The organism is Niabella sp. ZPM-14, from assembly GCF_055693045.2.
In genome coordinates this window covers 526,746-547,544 of sequence record NZ_CM181148.1, presented here as the reverse complement: position 1 = coordinate 547,544, position 20,799 = coordinate 526,746, and the positions used below count along the sequence as shown (strand labels likewise).

Genomic DNA, 20,799 nt, shown 5'->3' with positions numbered 1-20,799 from the left:
CAGGATTATGAAACGCATTATTTTAATTGAGGATGACGAAGCAATACGCGATATTTTTGAGATCGCTTTCAAGAAGTACGACTATCAGATCACCACGCTCACGAATGCGGAAACTATTTTGAGCGGCGAGGTGGAGCCACCCGATCTTTTGATTCTGGATAAGCAATTGTCGGGCGCTGACGGACTCGATATTTGCATTTATATTAAGCGACACGAGTCTTTAAGAAACGTACCGGTACTGATGTTGTCGGCCCACCCTAATATTGTAACACTGGCCAAAAACGCAGGTGCAGACGATAGCATCATTAAGCCCTTTACTTTAGAATCCTTGCGCACAAAAGTGCAGCTGCTGTTACATTAAGATTTTCTAACATAATCACTTACGATTACCTGGTTTTGGATGATACATCGGCTGGGTATGATATTTACAAGCGTTTGAATGCGTATCTTGCGTCCATGAAAAGGAAAACGCATAAAGGAGAAATTTACAACAAGGAGCGGACTAAGAAGAAGATTATAGCCGCCGTTGGTAAAATTCTTGTTAAAGAGGGTTTTCAAAACATCCGGATCAACAAGGTAGAGACTGTTTCCGGGGTGTCTAAAAAACTGATTTATGACTATTTTGGCGGGCTCAACGGCCTGATCAAAGCCTATCTCAACCATGTCGACTTTTGGAAAATTGAGGAGCAAAAATTGGCGAACGGGAGCGAAATCGAACTTCCCCCTATCAGTAAGGAATTCATGTTGACGCTGCTCAGGAATGATTTTGACTACTTTTTCAAATCGACCGAGATGCAGAAGATCGTTCTGTGGGGGATATCAGAAAAGAACCGCACGATCCGGGCACTTTCTGACGAGCGGGAAGAGCTGGGCGAGAAAGTTTTTGACAAGGCGGCTGATATTTTCGACAACACAGAGGTAGATTTCCGGGCCACGATGGCGATCCTCGTTGCTTCTATCTACTACACCGTGTTGCACGCAAAAACGAACGGCAGTACGATGTGTGGCATCGATATGTCGACCGCGGTCGGAAAAGAGCGCCTGTTCAAAGCTATTGAACGCCTCTTGACCCTCACGTATAAGTATCCGAAAGTTAAGGTATGAGCCGGCTGATCCATTTGTAAGTCCTCTTTTTTTACAGACCTTATCAAAATCACCTATCTTCATCAGCACTTTACGTGCCGACAGGCCCTTCCTTTTTCCTTTCCGATTGATATAAAGATACCGGTTACGGGTTCATAACGCTTATAGGTTAAAAATAGATTTAAATCAAAAAGCCGGTTTGTAAATATTACCGGATAGTGATTTTGTAGTATCTTGACTGCGTGTTTGTTTTACCCTTTTAAACCTAATTGCTATGAGTCACAGCAGTCTATTGAGTGCGATTAATGAAGCTATTTCCGGTGCTGTCGATAAAGGTCTGCTACATCTGGTGCAACGCGGCGCTTTAAACCAGGAGAATCGGATTACCATCGATGAGGCCAGCCTTTTAAATTTTACTTCCTGTAGTTATCTGGGCTTGGAACACGATACCCGTCTGAAACAAGGGGCGATCGATGCCATTCATCAGTTTGGTACCCAGTTCTCAGAATCGAGGGCTTATGTGTCAATTGAATTATATGAACAATTGGAGGAAGCTGTAAGCACGATATTCAACACCACGTGCCTGGTTGCGCCGACTACTACGCTGGCGCACCTGGCGGCTATCCCTGTGGTGCTGGATGCGGGTGATGCGGTGATCGCGGATCAGCAGCTCCATAATTCCGTTCTCAGCGGTATCAACGTCTTTCGGGCCAATACAAATGTCCACTTTGAGGTTTTGAGACACAACCGCATCGATATGCTGGAAGAGCGTATCCGCCAGCTCCGGTCGACCTGTAAGCGCGTGTGGTATTTTGCCGACGGAATTTACTCCATGTTTGGCGATCGTTGCCCGATCAACGATGTATATGCACTTCTCGAACAATACGGGGCCTTTCACGCGTATATAGATGACGCGCATGGAATGAGTATCATGGGGCCGCGGGGCAGAGGTTTTGCGATGGGTGAGCGGGACATCCATGAAAAAATGATAGTCGCTTCTTCAATGGCCAAAGGGTTTGCAACGGGCGGAGGCATATTGGCATTCCCCGAAAAGCAACTGGCAAAGAAGGTTCGGACCTGTGCCGCGCCGTTCAATTCCTCCGGTCCGCTGCAACCGGCTACCCTGGGCGCTGCCATGGCCTCAGCCCATATTCATTTAACGGACGAGATCTATTCCCTGCAGGACGCGCTGAACCAAAGGATCCGCTATGCCTACTCATTATTGGCGGAAACAGATATTCCCATCATATCCAATCCCGGATCGGCGATATTTTTCATAGGCACTTCGAAGATCGGGATGGCGTATGATTTGATGGGACGCATGATGGAGCGGGGCTTCCTGGTGAATCTCGGGATATTCCCCGCCGTATCCAAAAACCACTCGGGAGTGAGGTTTACTATCACGCTGTTGCAATCTTTCGAACAGATACAGGCGCTCATCGAAACGCTGGTGGAAGAATTTCAAACCTCTTTATCAAAATTCGGGTTGACAACCACTCAGATCAGGAGCGCCTTCAGATCCATTTTAAATGAGGGCGGTAACAAGTGACAATACCTTTATAAGGTTCATGGTTATGGGGGGATAAAAAAAATTCACTATTTAGTGTTATTTTATAAAAAAAGATCATATCTTCGTCCCGACCATATCCTATGAACTCATTAATGATAAAACTTCTACTATGGCGTAGATCGCCATGATAGAAGTTTTTTTTAGCGGCGGTTGTTGACATCCATGAAATTCCCTTTTTGAGCGCTGTAGAGAGGCTGCGTCTGAGACAGGATGGTGATGGATCATTTAAGCTGGAAAGAAATTCCCGGGCGATCATCCATCTGGACGGATATCTCAATGTCGTTGTTTAAATGTGATGAATGAGTAATGGGAAGCTGACCGGGACGGAAAAAGGGCAGCTGATGCCGGCCTGTCTTTATAAAAGATAAAAATAGGTTAGCAACTCAGCTGCCCAACATAGCGAGTTTCAAAGATTCTTTCAGGTAAACTAAGATCAGGTACGCCATGTTAGAAAACATCAAGCTTTACAAGAACTGAATTAAAGGTTTGCAACGACCCAACTTCAGAGATATCATTATAGGATAAGGCATAAGCAAATGTAGGGTGAAAATTGTATAAAATACACCAATCGGTGAATATTTTTTATACGAGTGTTTTACATAAAGTTTTATCGGTCAGCGGTGTCGCTTTTCTTTCAAATGACTAATCGTACCATAGCCGCCCATGCCTTTCATGTTGCGTCAACGGTTTGAACCGGGTGGTTTTTTTTCCGGGTTATCCATTCAAAATGCGCGGAAAGGTGCAGGTAAGAACCGTTACTATTATGGTGCCGCATTGCAATCTCAAAACGCATAGCCGCTTTTCTCCATAGGCTCGTCCTCTCATAACTTTAGAACCCTTTCGGGGATCAGCGATTGCTTCTTTAAAAAAGGCCTGCTTTCAAATTCTATTTTTTTAATTCGGAAACTTTCCTATTTTTGGAAAGCAAAAACGATTTTGCCCTGAAACGGGTAAAAAGCTTGTAACGAAAGTGCCATGTGATTATTAAAGCCCTTATGCTTCAATGATTTCTGGAAAATGGTTTGGACCTGGTATTTATAGTAACGGCCCGTGCTGTGAACTATATCCATATCCGGATAGGAATCCGTTTGCCAAAAAAACCTGGTACATCGCTGAGGCTTTTACCTGACAACACTAAAATAGTAGCCATATGTCGGTCTTTTCTTATCAGCATCAATGCCGGTCGCCCGAGTGCATCATGCAACCCTCAACCAGTTATGCAATGAAAAAATTAAACGAAACAAAATATGATTGAAAAAATACCCAGACTGCTCCTGGTCAGCTTGTTGTTATGGACAGGCTTCTCAGGTATAGCGCTATCAACGCATGCACAAAACACCACCGGGCAATCCGCTGCCATCACCAACGTCACGGGGGTGGTAAAGAACAATAAAGGTGAGACGTTAAGCGGTGTTAGTGTGTCCGTTGCTACGACCAGCAAAGCGACCATTACCGCCAGTGATGGTACATTCTCGATTGACTGTAATCCCGAAGACAGCTTATTATTTTCACACATCGGCTACAAGGATCTTACGGTGTTGGCCGGCTCTGCCATCTATCACAATATAGTGATGGAAGAGGGAAACGGATTGATGGGCGAAGTGGTCGTGATCGGCTATGGTACCACTACCCGTAAAAATATCATTGGTGCTGTAGACCAGATCACTTCCAAAGTGATAGAAAACAGGCCGGTGGCCAATCTAACGCAGGCCCTGCAGGGAGCATCTCCCAACCTCATCATACAGCAAAGAAGCATGAACCCCAATGATAATACCCTGAACATTAATATAAGGGGTATTAAAACCACTACCAACAATACGCCGTTAGTGATCATCGATGGAATGATATCCGATGCGGATAATATGAATAAACTGAATCCTAATGATGTCGCTAATATTTCCGTATTGAAAGACGCGGGTAGCGCAGCGATATACGGTTCCAGATCGGCCAGCGGGGTTATATTGATTACCACGCGGCAGGGTAGTAAAAACCAGAAGCCCAAGGTACGTATCGGTGGTTCTGTCGGTGTGCAAACGGCTGATATTTTATACGAGCCACTCGATGGATGGCAGAATGCCACAATGCTTAATGTGGCATTGGCAAATGGCGGTAAGACACCCGCTTTTACGCCGGCGCAGATCCAGGATCTCAGGGATAAGGGAGATGCAGAATGGATGATGGACTATATATTTAAAGATGCGCTTCAGCAATCCTATGATGTAAGTGTTTCTGGCGGATCGGCTAATACTACGTATATGGTATCGGGCGGCTACTATGAGCAGGGAAGCAATTTTATCGGACCCGGCTACGGCATTAAAAGATATAACCTGCGGAGTAAGCTGACCACAGAGATCAACCGTCTGAAAGTAAATCTTATCCTCGGCTATGCCCGTAATGACAGTAAAGGAGACGAGGCCAATGGCGGATTTAAAATTGCAGATGCCAGCCGGACACCTAAATATTATTATAACGCGCCGAGAACAGCGGACGGCAGGTATATTATCAGTTCGATCGGCGTAAATGCCGCTGCCCCACTGGAGCTGGGCGGATATAACCGGCATAATAATGACTGGATCAACATCGGAACCTCCCTCGATTTCAAGATCACCAATGATCTGAAAGCGCGTGGTGTATTTGGCGCTGATATGACTTCCAACTGGCGTTTCATCCGGAGATTGCAATTCCCGCTTTATAACTCACCGGAAGACACAGAACCTGCGAGGTTTGAAAATGCAAACAGGGAAACCGAGAACTATGCATTCAAGGGCGCCTTTATCAACGCCCAGTTTCTCCTGGATTACAATAAGCAATTGGGTAAGCACGGCATTACGGCTATGGCCGGGGTATCGCAGGAAGTGTTGACCAATCGCGGGATTGACGTGAAGACCATGTTCACTGACCCCGATCTGGGTATTCCCATTTCAGACGGCGAGGAAGAAACTGTCTTTGATAATAGCCGGACAGAAGTCAACAATACGCTTAAACGCGTGATACAGTCTGTGTTTGGAAGAGTCAACTACAATTACGACGAAAGATATTATGGAGAGGTAACGCTCCGCACAGATGGGTCGAGCCGCTTTCCTGCGAATAACAGGTGGAGTACCTTCCCGTCCGTATCGCTGGGATGGCGGTTGTCAGAAGAGTCGTTCCTGAAATCCTACCGCGATCATATCGGTGATCTGAAATTGCGTGGTTCCTGGGGTATCCTGGGCAACCAGGAAATTAATGACTTTCAATACTTCACCACATACACCGCTTATGTCAACGCCGCCGGCTTTAACAATAACGCCGTGTCCGGGACAGGTTTCCAGGAGGCAAGTCCGGACCTGAGATGGGAGCGTGTTAATACCTACAATGCAGGTCTGGATATGACCTTCCTGAAAAATGCGTTAACGGTGACGATGGATTATTTTTATCAGCGAACCAATGATATCCTCCGCAGGCCCGTAACACCAAGCGTATACGGTACTGCATTAGGCGATGTTAACATTGGCACGATGGAAAACAGGGGTTGGGAAACTACGATCAACTATCGGTTACGCACGGCTGCCTTCAATCATGCCTTTTCTTTCAACATAGGAAATACGCAGAATAAAGTAATCGATCTTGGGAATGAGCAGATCGATACCAGGGATAACATTGGTTATGTAACCCGAAAAGGATTACCCATTGCGGGCTATTATGGCCTGAAGACGGATGGCTTTTTCCAGAGTTACAGCGAAATCGAAAATTCGGCCATACCCATCGGTGTGACACCGCAGCCGGGCGATCTGAAGTTCGTAGACCGCAACAACGACGGCGTTATCGATGATCAGGACCGTTATTATCTTGGTGATGCTTTCCCTCATTATACTTTCGGTTTTACTTACAATGTCGATTATAAAGGCTTTGATCTCTCCATGTTAATACAGGGAGTAGGAAGCCGTAAGCAGTCACTGCGTGGTGATATTTATGTGCCCTTCCATCATGGTGCCTGGTACCCGGTGATGTTTCAACATCAGTTAGACACCTGGACGCCTACCAACACGGATGCACGTTATCCGCGTTTATCTGACGACGCCTCTTCATCTTTTTCTAATAACTGGGGACGTGGTTCAGATGTGTTCATCCTGGATGGTCAATATATCCGGTTGAAAAATATCCAGTTGGGTTATTCACTCCCGGCCAGGTTGGCTGAAAAGATTGGGTTGGGGCGTCTACGGGCTTATGTCAACGCCCAGAACTTGCTTACGTTCTCGAAGAATTCTTTTATCGATCCGGAATCATCAGAGTTTAATAATAATATGGGAGCCAGCGGTGCCAACAGCGGGCGTAATTATCCGACGCTTAAATATTATGGCTTTGGTATCAATGCAGAATTTTAAAATATTAAACCTACAACGATGAAAAAAAATATATACATCATACTGATAGTTGCAGGGGCTTTTTTCCTGCACTCGTGTCAGAAACTGGATATTGCGCCCATCGATCGCTTTACAGAAGATAATTACTGGACTTCCTCAGGAAAGGCAGAACTGGTCATGAATATGGCCTATAATCAAATGTACAGTGCCGACATGATGTGGCGGGATGAATTCCTTAGCGACAATCTCATCCAGACTTATGGCGCCAGCGACCCCAGAACCATACGCAGGGGCGAAGCGACCCCCGCCCTCGGTCTTTTTAACGGAGAATGGGGCAATGCCTACGGAGGTATTAAAACCTGCCTCGTTTTTTTAAGAAATGTCGACCGTGTGCCAGGTATGGACGAGGGTTTGAAGCAGCGCATGATCGATGAGATCCGTTTTATCAGGGCCTACATCTATTTCCGGTTAGTAAACTATTACGGCAATGTGCCTTTCTTCACCACCGAGCCTACGCTTGATGAATCTTATGCGGTGAAACGGACGCCCAAAGAAGAGGTATTGAATTTTATCCATACGGAGCTGGACGATATCATCAATGATGGTCATTTGCCTAAGCGCAGCGATCTGCCCGAAGCGCAGCGTGGCCGCATCACGGTGGGAGCGGCTTGTGCATTCCAGGCCCGGGCTTATTTGTATGAAAACAATTATGCGAAAGTCAAGGAATATGCAGGACGACTGATCAATGACCAGGGCACGTATGGGTCTTACAGCTTATACCAGTTCCCGGCGAGAAGAGCAGAAAGCTATCTGCGTCTGTTCACCCCTGAAAATGAGTATAACGAAGAAGTGATCCTGGACATCACTTATGTGCCCAATCTGAAAACCTGGTCACATATGAGCCAGATGGCGCCCATTACCAAAAGAGCAGGCTTGTCTTCGCAAAATCCCACGCAGGAGTTGGTGGACGCTTACCTGACGATGAATGGACTGCCCGTGAAAGGAGCCGACAGAGATCCGTCTTACAACGAAAACAATCCTTATGTGAACCGCGATCCGCGTTTGTCTGCCACCGTCGTGTATGACAATTATTCGTGGCTGAATAAAGACGGCACGACCAATACGATTCGCACGGCGAAAGGTTCGGGCACTGCCGATTCCTATATCAGTGCGGCTGACAGGCAAACCAAGACCGGCTACTATGTTCGCAAATATTATGACTGGGACATGGGAGACAATATGCAGGCGGGGCTTAATATCATCATGTTTCGCTATGCAGATGTGCTTCTGATGTATGCAGAAGCCTGCAATGAGCTGGCCAGGATCACGCAGCAGGAATGGGATCAGACCATCAGGCCGATCCGCTCCAGGGCCGGATTTACAGCAGCAGTAGCGCTCGATTATCCTGCGGCCAAAAGCCAGGCTCAGATCAGGGAGATCATAAGGAATGAGCGTCGCGTAGAACTGGCGTTCGAAGGGTTAAGGTGGTACGATATCAAACGCTGGCAGATCGGCGAGCAGGTATTGAAAGGATTTATGCACGGGTTCAAGCTCGGCGGTTCCGATGCCGGTATCGACGGTGGGTATCTGCGTGTGGATGAATTTAAATTCAACAACAACCGCGATTACCTGTGGTCCGTACCATTAGAGCAGATGGATCTGAATAAGAACCTGTTGCCCAATAATCCAGGCTATTAAGTTTCAATAACGATTTTCAGTTCACTTATAATATAACAAGCAAATGAATACTTTAATCAACCAACTTATTTTTTCATGCTTTGCCCTGCTGGTCGTTGCCGGCTGTGCTAAAGACGATATGGAATACAAAGATCCGCAGGTGACGGCAGTCGAATCTCTTTATGCACCGGTGGAAAACCAGCAGCTCACCCTGAGCACACAGAACGGCGCCAACGTCCTCTTTCAATGGGCGCCGAGCCACGCGCAGGACGGGCAATTGGTGTCTTATGAAGTAGTGTTTTACAAAGAGTCTGATCTGAATAATCCTGTTTACAGGATCGTATCAGACAACACCGGCAAAGAATTGTATGCCCGCATTACCCACCTGGATATCAATAAGGCTTGTTCAGCCGCGGGGATTCCAACGGGGGAAACCGGCACGATCTTCTGGTCTGTCGTTTCCTGGAGGGGCATCAGCTCTGCCGTATGTCCTCAAAAAAGTAAGCTCACAGTGAAACGCCTGGAAGGCTTCGAGGTGATTCCAGAAAATGTATATATCACCGGCGATGCTACCGAAACAGGCGATGATCTGTCAAAGGCAATACTGATGCAGAAGACAGGGGATGGTAAATTTGAAATCTATACGCGATTGGATCAGGAAGGTGCTTTCTCCTTTACGGACAGGAATTCAGGCACTCCCGAACATTTTTATATCAACGCCGAAGGCAAGCTGGCAGACGCTGATAACAGCGAAACATCCGATGTAGATCAGACAGGGGTTTACCGGATCACACTTGATTTTACCAACAAAGGTGTGTCCACTACCAGGATCACGAAGATGGGTGTATTCTTTAGCCCTGAAAATAAAGTAATCATTGATCTTCCCTACGTCGGATTAGGTGTATGGTCCGGCACCGGTTTGGTTACTTTCAGACAGGAGTCATGGGGCAGGGATGAGCGTTATAAGCTGCAAATGGAAACGGCATCCGGAACTGCGCAGTTCGGCGCGCTCAATCCGACAGACAGCCGTCCCGGCGCTGACGCTCCAGCTTCTTACTATTACGTTAAGCTGCTGGATCGCACAACACAATGGGATGATAAATGGAAGTTTGCCGGTGAAATGGATGGTGCGAATGTAACCGTGACCGTTAAATTACAAGGTGGCGCTCCTTACACGCATATCGTTAAGAAAAATTAGTGCCGGCAAAGCGTGGTTGCTTCAAAGCCGAGAGGTGTTTTGATGCAGCCTCGCCTTAACCAACAGACCGGTTAGATTGATTGGACAAACAATAGCCGGTTATCCGGCCCATAAAACAGGTAAGAATGAAACGCTTGTTGATGTGCACAAATCGGTCTCTCAGCAGGCGTTCCTTCGATCCAATAAAAAGCAACTGATATACGATGAAAAGAATATTTTTTTCAATCATGGTCCTGGCTGTAGCATCTTGTGCAAAATATGAAGATGCCTATATCGAGGAAGATACAACGGCGACCCGGTTTTATAAGGTCAATTGGGAAGCAGCGGCCGACAGTGCCACAGAAGCGTTTGTCGACAGGTATTGGAACGCAACCGAACACGTATTCAATAATACATTTGAAGGACAAATTGCCTGGAATGATTATTGGCCCGAAGCGCATGGCCTCGACGTTTTGGTAGATGCCTGGATCCGGACGAAGGACAACCGCTATCAGCAGGCGATCTACGACTTTTATGAAGGCGTAAGACAGAAAAACTGGTATAGCGATAACTGGGAAAACGAATATTATGACGACATGGGTTGGCATGGACTGGCACATCTGCGCGCATTGGAAGCGACGGGTGATAATCGCTATGCCCAATCTGCCAGGGATCTCTGGCAATGGATCACCAAAGGCTGGACCGAATTCGATGGGGGCGGCATTAAGTGGCGGAAGTCATCAGATGACCTGGGAGAGGCAAAAGGCATCCCTGCGAATGGGCCCGCTGCCATCATTGCGGCGCGCAGGTATAAAAAGTATCCCGATGAACAAAACGATGGCTTCAATAACCTCGAATGGGCGAAGCGCATCTACGACTGGATGAAATATAACAGGACCATTTTATCGTCCGGCCGCGTGTTTGAAAACATCACTGATAAGAATCATGATTATTCTTACGACGTAGGTACTTATCTCGGTGCAGCCATCGAGCTGTACCAGATCACGAAAGATAAAATGTACTTAGACGACGCTATCAGGATCGCCAATTACCACATCACGCATAATATCAATCGCACATACGGTGTGATGACCGACTGGGGCGAGCAGTCCGGAAGCGGGGCGGGACATGATGTGAACCTGTTCAAAGGCATCTTCGTTCGTTACTTTACACTGCTGATCCGCATGCCTGAGCTCCCGGCAGAGGACCGCGCCCGGTATATCGATTTCCTTCAGCATAACGCGACTTATCTCTGGACAGCAGGCACGCAAAAAACGCCTGCTATAAAATTCAGTTATACCTGGTGGAAAAATCCCGGCGACACCGAAACCTGGGGTGATTTACGATCGGCTATCAGCGCCGTCACAACGATAGAAGCGATGGCCACCTTGCAAAAAGAAGGCCTGGTTAAATAAAGGCTACCAGGATATATAAACTTTGAAGTGAATGCTTCGAATACTTTTCGATCGGATGTAGTTGAAGCGGGTAGCAAGGACGAGATGAAAGTTACCAGGCGATGCGCCTGCCTGTATCTTTCGGAGATAAAGGGTTATGGCATTCACATTGACTAATGTTGCTATGTCGTAAAAATAGGGTTAACAACTTCAATATTATTAGTGCAGTAGTGGTATGACGCTTAGGGTCCTGCTCTTGAAAGACCGATCAAATGAGTGGATACACATATCTTTGAGCGTCTTATAAAGTTAAGCCCCGTAAGCTTTGGGATGGAGGTGCGATTGGCTCACCGTCGATCTGACAAGGAACCGGCCGACCCCATCCGTAAATATCTGAAGCATGAAACCGGATGATTCGATATTTCATTAAACATGAAAAATAATTATCGCAGGTCCTGTTCGACCATTAAAAGAAAATAACCAGTTAAATGAAAAAAGTGTTGAGGCCAACGGCCGCCTTCTATCTGACCACCGTTTTGACCTTTGCCGTTGTTGTTGGCGCGGCGCAGCAGCCATCTTCCAGGCTAACCGACCTGGTGAACCCTTTCATTGGAACGACTACGCTCTGGGACAGCGCCGATCTTGGCTATCAGCCCACGCGCAGGGCCTGGGGAGCAGAAGCTTACCCCGGTGCCACTTTACCCAATGCGATGGTGCAGGTGACGCCGGTAACGATGTGGCGCAGTGGATCAGGCTACCAGTATGAAGACACAGTGGTGTATGCTTTTGCACACACGAGCAAAGGACACTGGAATCTTTGTTATGTGCCGCTGGTGGCGGTTAGCGGCGATGTAGATCCGAAGACCTATTATTCTACCTACAAACATACCAACGAGTCAGCCAGCCCTGGCTACTACCAGGTCTACCTGGAGAAATATGGTATCAATGCAGAAGTTACTTCTACTTTACGATGTGCCTTTCATAAGTATACTTATCAAAAGGGAAAAGATAAAAAGATCCTTGCGGATCTGGCCCGGTCCAACGAGCATGTAAATGACTGGAAGATCAATAAAGACGGTGAATACAGCTTTTCCGGGTATCAAAGGACGGGTGTGCCTTTTTACTTTTATGCCGTGACCAACTATAAGGTCAAAGACGTGCAACCGCTTAAGAAGGATGACGCGGTAGTCAGTATCGTCGACTTTTTAGACGATGACAAGAGTAATGATGCACTGGAAATGAAAGTGGGGTTCTCCTATGTCAGCGTTGAGAACGCGAAAAAGAACCTGGAGGCTGAAATGCTTTCCAAAACCTTCGACCAGGTGAGAACGGAAGCCACTACAAAATGGAATCAATTGCTATCCAGGATACAGGTCACCGGTGGGACCCCCGATCAACAAGAAACCTTTTACTCCACTTTCTACCGGTCCTTTCTCTGGCCGATATTGTTAAGCGATGTGAATGGTGAATTCAGAAACGCCAAAGGAGATATCGTCAATAAGGGATTCCGTTATTACAGTGATCCTTCTTTCTGGGATGATTATCGCAATAAGCTGATCCTGCTCGGTATGATATCTCCTGATGTTACAATGGATGTGATCAAATCCATTACAGACCGTGGCGAGATCAAAGGATATATGCCTACCTTCTTTCACGGCGATCATGCTTCCGCTTTCGTCGCAGGCAGCTACCTGCGCGGGCTGAAAGATTTCGATGTCAAAAAAGCGTATAAGCTTTTATTGAATAATGCATTCATACCAGGTAAAGGAGGAAGGCCCCATTTACAAGAATACATGGAACGCGGCTGGATCTCTGAAATGGATGTAGAACATCCGAAGCTGGAAACAGTAGCAAAGGCAGCGGTGACCAAAACACAGGAGTATGCCTATGATGACTATGCCACCGCATTGCTGGCAAAAGCGCTGGGCGACCAGGCGAACTATAAAAAACTGATGCAACGGACGGATAGTTATAAGCACCTCTTTGACCCAACCACGCAATTGATGCGTGGCCGCCTTGCCAATGGGGATTGGATCACACCGTTCAACCCCGAACAGCCTTACTTTGAATATATGTATCGCGAAGCCAATGGCTGGCAGTCCACTTTCTTTGCACCGCATGATCCGCAGGCCTTCATCGCTTTGTATCCCAGTAAAGCTGCATTTGAGAAGAAGCTCGACTCGCTGTTCACCATTCCCTGGAAAGGATATGAAGCGCATAACCTGACGACATTTATCGGTCAGTATTGTCATGGAAACCAGCCGGGACACAGCGCTCCTTACTTATATTACTTCATCGGCAAGCAGGAAAAGGCGCAGCGATTGCTCAATAGAATATTGAACCATTACTACCGGATGGGGCCCGAACGGCTTGCGTATTCAGGAATGGATGATGCGGGTGAAATGTCTTCCTGGTACACTTTAAACGCGCTGGGACTGTATACTTATTCTCCCGCTGATCCGGAATACCTGGTGACCGTACCGCTTTTTGATAAGGTAGTGTTCAACCTGCATGGCAAGCCTTTTATCATTATTAAAAAAGGCGATGGCGAACGTATCACCAACATCACTTATGGCGGGAAAAAAATCAATGGGTACGTGATTCCGCATCAGGCGCTGCAGCAGGGCAAAGAATTAATCATTACTACCGGGAAATAAGGTATAAAATGCTTTAAAATTTAAAACTGATCAGACCAATGAACACATGGGGTATCGATCTGGGAGGAACAAAGATCGAATGCGTGGTATTAGACAAAGACAATTTTGAGATCAAGGCCAGGGAGCGTATTGCTACCGAAGCAGAGAAGGGGTATGAACATATCCTGGCACAGGTGAAAAGATTAATCGATAGCGTAGCGCTTCAGCTCAATGAAAGACCTGAACGCGTTGGATTTGCCACGCCAGGTGTGTTGGAGCCGCGAAGCCAGACCATGAAAAACTGTAACACGACTTCCATGAATGGCCGCGCCATGCAACAAGACCTTGAGCAATTGCTGCAGGTGCCTGTCCGTATTGCCAACGACGCCAATTGCTTTGCACTCGCGGAATGCAGGATGGGCGCGGGCAGAGCATATCCCGATGCCGAAGTGGTGTTTGGTATTATCATGGGGACCGGAGTGGGAGGCGGCCTGATCGTGCATCACCGCATTATCAATGGACATCACGGTTTGGGAGGAGAGTGGGGGCATAATATCCTGGAAGAAGAAGGCGCGCTTTGCTATTGCGGTAAGCGGGGTTGTGTGGAAACAGTGATCTCAGGGCCAGCGCTCGAAAACAAGTATAAAGAATGGACGGGTCGCGATCTGAAGCTCAACCAAATCCTCGAACAACACCTGCAGGGGGCTGATGAGCATGCGTCTGCCGTGATCAATCGCCTGTTAGAATATTATGGTAAGGCCGTGTCCACTCTTATCAACGTCATCGATCCTGATCTCATCATCATTGGCGGAGGAGTAGGAAACATTGACTTGCTGTACACAGAAGGCTATGAGAGAATCAAGAAATATATTTTTAACAGCGGCGTCATTACTACTCCCATCTGCAAGCCTCAATTAGGCGACAGTGCCGGCGTGTTCGGTGCAGCCTTGTTGTGGTAACGATTTTGGGCTGCTGATACTGCTGCATTGGAAGCGGCAAAAGACGAGCGCTTGGCTGGACGCACTAATCTTCCTATTTTTATGTTCAAATGTATGTACATATGAAAATAGACAGATTCTTGCCGTCAAAGTATTTTGTATCATGGTTGACCTTCCTTCTTTGCACCGGATTGATAGGACAGGCTCAGCAGCGCGAGCAAAAGCCTAACATCATTTTGATCGTTTCGGATGATCATGCCTATAAGGCGATCAGCGCCTACAATCCGCAACTGATCCAAACACCAAACATTGACCGGATCGGAGCAGAAGGCGTGGTGATGGACCAGGCTTATGTGACCAACTCTGTCTGCAGTCCCAGCCGGGCTGTGATTCTCACAGGTAAATATTCGCATATCAACGGCCTGCGAGACAACGGTACTTTTTTCGACGGCGCACAGGAAACCCTGCCGAAAATTTTGCAGCGCAACGGCTACAAAACCGCCGTCATCGGCAAGTGGCACCTTTGGTCCGATCCCACCGGCTTTGACTATTGGAACATTCTTCCTGCACAGGGACATTATTATAATCCGCCATTTATCAAGATGGGAAAGGACACGACCTATAAAGGATATGTGACCGATGTGATCACCGATCTGTCACTGCAATGGATCGACGCCAATAAGAATGATCCTTTTTGTTTAATGCTCTTACACAAAGCGCCGCATCGCAACTGGATGCCGCCTTTATCCTATCTCGATTCGTTCAATAAGAAAACATACCCGTTACCCGGTAACTTTTATGACGACTATAAAGACCGGGAAGCCTTACAGCGCCAGCATATCACCGTGGCCAACGACCTCGACATCCGGTATGACAGTAAGATCGCTTGTGCTGATTGTCCTGTGTCTACAATCAATGAATGGGCGCCGGACGAGTACCAGCGCGAGATAGAGCGGCTGACACCCGAAGAGAAACAACGCTGGGACCAGGGGTTCAGGGAAGACAGCATCGCTTTCCGGAAGCTGACAACAAAGGACGAGATCGTGCGGTTCCAGTACCAGCGCTATATTGAAGATTATCTGCGCTGTATCCGGTCGGTTGATGATAATGTAGGAAGGGTGCTGGATTATCTCAAAGAGCAGCAGCTGGATAGCAACACCATCGTGGTGTATATGTCCGACCAGGGGTTCTATCTCGGGGAACACGGCTTGTATGATAAACGCTTTATGTACGAAGAGTCTTTTCGGACACCGATGCTGATCCGTTACCCTTCGGGTATCCGGAAACCCAGGCGGATCCCGGAGTTCACGTTAAACCTGGATATAGCCCCCACTTTGCTCGACTGGGCTTCCATACCGGTCCCTCGTGATATGCAGGGCGCTTCGATGCGTCAACTAATTGAAAAAGGAAGAGACGCTTCATGGAGAAAAGACGTTTACTACCATTACTATGAACTTTCCTTCGGTCTCACCAGGCACTACGGTGTCCGCACCGACAGGTACAAGCTCATTCATTTTTACGGAGCCATTGACTCCTGGGAACTGTATGACCTGAAACATGATCCGCAAGAGATGCACAACCTGTATCAAAACCCGCGAATGGCCGGTACCGTCCGTTCGTTAAAGGCCCGGTTACAGGCGCTGGCGGCGCACTATAAAGACACCCTGCCTTAGGGAACGTCGCGCCGGCTCTCTACCGTGTAGACAAACGAGTCTGCCTTGTAATAACCGAGGTTGTATTCAATGGGCCGTTCTCCCTGGTCATACACAAACCGTTTTCTGAACAGGATGGGGTCGCCGGTTGGGATCTCCAGTTTGTCTGCAATAAATTTCGGGGCCGGTTTCGCACTGATCTCTTCCTTTGATAACGTCGCAATAATGTGATGAACGGATTCCAGCATCTCATACAGCGGGCGGTTAAAATCTTCATCTCCCGTCATCTCCACGCGGGGGTGGAAATAGGAGATGAAGTACACGAAAGGCGCGTCAGTCCTGCCTCTCAGCCGTTCCAGTTTCAGGATTTTTTTGTCCATAGAGATCTGGAAAAAGTTCGCAATGGTCTCATCAGGAGATTCCCAGCTCAGGTGCAATTCATAGTTTTTGATCGGTATGCCACGCGCCTGCATTTCCTGCGAAAAGCTCAGCCAGTTGTTTGATTTTGAGCTGACCGTGGCCTCGGCCACCTTGGTTCCTACGCCTTTCTTCCTGATCAGCAATCCTTCATAAACCAGTTTGTTCAACGCCTGGCGCAACGTAGTCCTTGAAATAGCGAGCTGCTTAGCCAGGTCTACTTCATTCGGCAGGAATTTGCCGTTGATGTATTCCGGCTTTTTGATCAGATCGCGAAGCAGTTGTTCCGCCTGAAGATGAAGAGGAATATGATTTTTATGATCGAGTGAAAGCTTCATTTAGTTTTTTACAAAAATAAATATTTTGTCAAACAATTAAATGTACATATGTTTGTACATATAGGAAGGCAAATTGCAGGATAGCCCGATTTGAAAGAACGAATGGAATGAGCCGGTTGCGCATCTGAAGCAGTCATAGGATGGATCAATAATTAATTGCCCGATCGACGATGGTAATAACGAACATAGCCGCGCATATTGTTTTGCAGGATCAATGATGCGCAAAGTTCTTAGCCCTCCGCTTCCATAGGAACAGGTTGGCGAATGCCTTTAAAAAAAATAACGATACGCTGATGAAAAAAAATGTTCCACCGCCTCGCAACAATTTATATCTCCGCCATGAGATTCCGCTCCCGGGCCTGATCATGAAATGTTTTGCCTCCAGTCGCGGATCTTTCCGCAACAGCCGCCAGACGCTTGTGTCCCGATCAAAGACATTAAGCTTCCTGCTGCTCCTGAGTGTTTGCTTGGGTCATGCTTTTGATGCTGATGCCCAAACGGTCAATGGACGGGTCGTTCGCGAAGATGGGCGTCCGGTAAGTGACGCAACCGTGATGGTAAAAGAAACCAACGCCGGCAGTACTACTGATACGCTTGGTTATTTCCTGGTGCAGGCGCAGACAGGTCAGCACCTGGTGATAAGCCGTGTTGGTTATCAGCCAAAAGAAGTATTGCTCGAAGCCACCGATTCGGTATTAATACAGCTCGCCAGCACCAATAATTCGCTCGAAGACATTGTTGTGATCGGCTACGGTACGCAGAAGAAAGCCACCGTAACTGGCGCCGTATCTTCCATTACCGGCGATGAGGTGGTGACCACGAAAAATGAGAATCTCCAGAATATGCTGACCGGTAAAGTGCCCGGTTTACGGGTGGTTCAAAACAGCAGCGAACCGGGAAGTTTCGATAATGCCTTTGATATCCGCGGCCTGGGAGCGCCACTGGTCGTGATCGACGGAGTGCCACGCAACAATATCACCCGGATCAATCCCGCGGATGTAGAATCGATCTCTGTCCTCAAAGACGCTTCCGCCGCAATTTACGGAGTTCGTGCTGCCAACGGCGTGGTGCTCATTACCACGAAAAAGGGGAAGAAAGGCGCTATGCAATTGACCTATAACGGTACCTACGGCCTGCAGTTTCCATCGCGTCTTCCGGAGCCCGTAGGGATATTCGATTATATGACCCTGGTGAATGAGCAACGCATGCACAACATTAACGGGGGAACGCCGCTGTATACCGAAGAAGACTTTGAAGCCTATCGCAACGGAACCCGCACCGCTGCTAACTGGCAGGACGCCATCATCCGCAAATCAGCGCCCTTCACCCAACATGATATCAGCGCTACGGGTGGTACCGACCGTTCTTCGTATTTCATCTCGCTGGGTTATACCTCGCAGGATGCCTTTTTCAAAAGTGATGACGTGGATTATAAAAGATATAACATCCGTTCCAATGTTAGCTCCAAAATCACAGACAACCTGACATTTGATCTCAACCTGAACGCCATCCTTGATCGCAAAAACCAGCCTTATATATCGCCCTGGTATGTATTCAGAAGTTTATGGTATCAGCCGCCGATCCAGAATATTTATGCAAATAATAATCCCGAATACCTGAACAACGTACCGAGCAATCTCAATGGCGTAGCGCATGCCAGTTCCGATGTCAATGGCTACATGATCCAGACCAATAAATGGTTTCAGTCCTCTGCCAGCCTGACTTACCAGCTGCCTTTTGTCGAAGGGCTGAGCCTGAAAGGACTATACAGCTATGATTTCAATGACAACAACAATAAGGTGTATATGAAATCGTATAACCTGTATAACTACGATGCCAGCACAGACACTTACAACCCCGTGCCGCAGCAGACGCCTTCTACTATCAGGCGGGATTATGCCGAGTTTCCTTCCACTTTGCTGCAGGCTTCTGTAAATTATAATCACTCGTTTGCCAGAAAGCATAATGTGACAGCCTTGTTGCTGTACGAAAGAGCCGTAAGAAGCGGCGATAACTTTTTTGCACAGCGCGAACTGGCGCTTCCTGTAGATCAGCTGCTGGCCGGTGTCAGCACCAACCAGCAAGGAGGCACCAATGCAGGCAATTTATACAAGACGATCAATGCATCCTGGGTGGGCCGCCTGGCCTACGATTACAAAGGCAAATACCTGGCTGAATTTTCTTTCCGCGAAGACGGATCTTCCAAGTTTGCGCCCGAACGCCAGTGGGGCTTTTTCCCTGCGGGATTCCTGGGCTGGCGTATTTCCGAAGAACCTTTTTTCAGAAACAGCGATGCCCTTTCGTTTATCAGCAATTTGAAGTTGCGCGGGTCTTACGGAGAAATGGGAGATGAGAACGCTTCCAACTACCAGTTCGTCAGTGGCTATACTTATCCGGTATCCGGCAATCCCACTTCGTTGCCCGGCGGTTCCGTATTTGACGGCGTGTTCGTCAACGGTGCCCAGGGCAAAGGGTTGGCCAATCCGCTCTTGTCCTGGTATACTTCCCGGATGTTCAACGTAGGCCTGGATCTGCAGGCCTGGCGGGGATTGCTGGGATTGACGGTAGAATATTTCAATCGCGAACGAACGGGGTTACTGGCCACGCGCGCGCTTACACTGCCCGAAGAAGTGGGCGTGGGACTGCCACAGGAAAACCTGAACGGCGACAGGGCGCAAGGATTTGAGTTCGAGTTGACGCATGATAACCATATTGGAAGTTTCAATTATAATGTGCGCGGTGTCTTTGGTTATACCCGCACGATGAATACCACGCAGGTGGCCGCACGTGCCGGTAATTCTTATCTCAACTGGAACAACAGCACATATACGCAAAACCGGTGGAACAATATCTATTGGGGATATGGATCGCCGGGGCAATTTCAATCTTATGACCAGATCGCCAATAATCCTTTCTATGTTCCGCGCAATACGGTAGTAGGAGATTATATCTACGAGGATTGGAATGGTGACGGACAGATCAGCACGCAGGATAATCATCCTATTGCCATGGCCGGTTTACCCCTGGTGACGTATGGCTTGACATTGAGTGGATCTTACAAAGGAGTCGATCTCAACATGACCTGGAGCGGCGCCGGTAAAGTGTATGTTTCTTATTTCGAACAATTGAATACACCGCTATGGGCTGGTGGTGGTGCGTTAGAACAATTCATGGATCGCTGGCGCCCGGCCGATCCCACCGCCGATCCTTACGATCCCAATACGGAATGGATACCGGGCAATTATGCTTATACCGGAACGGTACCTTATACCAATACGCTCGCTAACGCCTCCAACGCGGCGTACCTGCGCCTGAAGACGGTCGAGCTGGGATATACGCTTCCCAAGCGGTTTTTCAAAGGCAATGGTCTTAAAGCGGTCAGAGTATATGCGAATAGTTATAACCCTTTGACGTTTACCAAACTGAAATATTTAGATCCGGAACATCCTTCCAGTCAGTATGGTTATTTATACCCGATCGATGTGAAACTGACCTTCGGTCTGAATATTCAATTTTAAAATCATAGATAACTATATAAGTACATCCGTTAATCATTCGATCAAATTGCAGCCCT

At 47.6% G+C, this 20,799-nt stretch carries 12 protein-coding genes; 11 read left to right on the top strand and 1 reads right to left on the bottom strand.

From position 1 onward, the window contains the following. Positions 1-7 precede the first annotated feature (7 nt). The 10 genes from ACU37H_RS02065 (at position 8) to ACU37H_RS02020 (ending at position 16,491) form a co-directional block, all read left to right on the top strand. The gene (locus ACU37H_RS02065; protein ID WP_472702700.1) at positions 8-361 is read left to right on the top strand and encodes a response regulator transcription factor; all 354 of its coding nucleotides are present in this window, start codon (positions 8-10) and stop codon (positions 359-361) included. 95 nt (positions 362-456) lie between these two features. Beyond that, a complete protein-coding gene (locus ACU37H_RS02060; protein WP_472702699.1) occupies positions 457-1,104 on the top strand; it encodes a TetR/AcrR family transcriptional regulator in 648 nt (215 codons plus the stop codon). A gap of 253 nt (positions 1,105-1,357) precedes the next feature. Then, entirely contained in the window at positions 1,358-2,632 is a 1,275-nt protein-coding gene (locus ACU37H_RS02055; protein WP_472702698.1) for an aminotransferase class I/II-fold pyridoxal phosphate-dependent enzyme, read from the top strand. Between the two features lie 1,268 nt (positions 2,633-3,900). Then, positions 3,901-7,017 carry a SusC/RagA family TonB-linked outer membrane protein gene (locus ACU37H_RS02050; protein WP_472702697.1) on the top strand — a complete coding sequence of 1,039 codons (3,117 nt, stop codon included), beginning with the start codon at positions 3,901-3,903 and terminating at the stop codon, positions 7,015-7,017. Positions 7,018-7,035: 18 nt separating this feature from the next. Further along, the gene (locus tag ACU37H_RS02045) at positions 7,036-8,694 is read left to right on the top strand and encodes a RagB/SusD family nutrient uptake outer membrane protein (RefSeq protein ID WP_472702696.1); all 1,659 of its coding nucleotides are present in this window, start codon (positions 7,036-7,038) and stop codon (positions 8,692-8,694) included. A gap of 43 nt (positions 8,695-8,737) precedes the next feature. Beyond that, positions 8,738-9,871 (top strand): SusE domain-containing protein, encoded by a 1,134-nt coding sequence (locus ACU37H_RS02040; protein ID WP_472702695.1) that lies wholly within the window; start codon positions 8,738-8,740, stop codon positions 9,869-9,871. Positions 9,872-10,074: 203 nt separating this feature from the next. Then, positions 10,075-11,265: a glycoside hydrolase family 76 protein gene (locus tag ACU37H_RS02035; protein WP_472702694.1), complete on the top strand. Its 1,191-nt coding sequence runs from the start codon at positions 10,075-10,077 to the stop codon at positions 11,263-11,265. 467 nt (positions 11,266-11,732) lie between these two features. Then, positions 11,733-13,901, top strand: a complete 2,169-nt coding sequence (locus tag ACU37H_RS02030; RefSeq protein ID WP_472702693.1) for a GH92 family glycosyl hydrolase — start codon at positions 11,733-11,735, stop codon at positions 13,899-13,901. Between the two features lie 38 nt (positions 13,902-13,939). Beyond that, positions 13,940-14,839, top strand: a complete 900-nt coding sequence (locus tag ACU37H_RS02025; RefSeq protein WP_472702692.1) for an ROK family protein — start codon at positions 13,940-13,942, stop codon at positions 14,837-14,839. 101 nt (positions 14,840-14,940) lie between these two features. After that, positions 14,941-16,491 carry a sulfatase family protein gene (locus tag ACU37H_RS02020; protein ID WP_472702691.1) on the top strand — a complete coding sequence of 517 codons (1,551 nt, stop codon included), beginning with the start codon at positions 14,941-14,943 and terminating at the stop codon, positions 16,489-16,491. Here ACU37H_RS02020 and ACU37H_RS02015 read toward each other — a convergent pair. After that, positions 16,488-17,225 (bottom strand): GntR family transcriptional regulator, encoded by a 738-nt coding sequence (locus ACU37H_RS02015; protein ID WP_472702690.1) that lies wholly within the window; start codon positions 17,223-17,225, stop codon positions 16,488-16,490. The genes ACU37H_RS02020 and ACU37H_RS02015 overlap by 4 nt on opposite strands. Positions 17,226-17,518: 293 nt before the next feature. Here ACU37H_RS02015 and ACU37H_RS02010 point away from each other — a divergent pair, with 293 nt between their 5' ends. Then, positions 17,519-20,743, top strand: a complete 3,225-nt coding sequence (locus ACU37H_RS02010) for a SusC/RagA family TonB-linked outer membrane protein (protein WP_472702689.1) — start codon at positions 17,519-17,521, stop codon at positions 20,741-20,743. Positions 20,744-20,799: the final 56 nt, after the last annotated feature.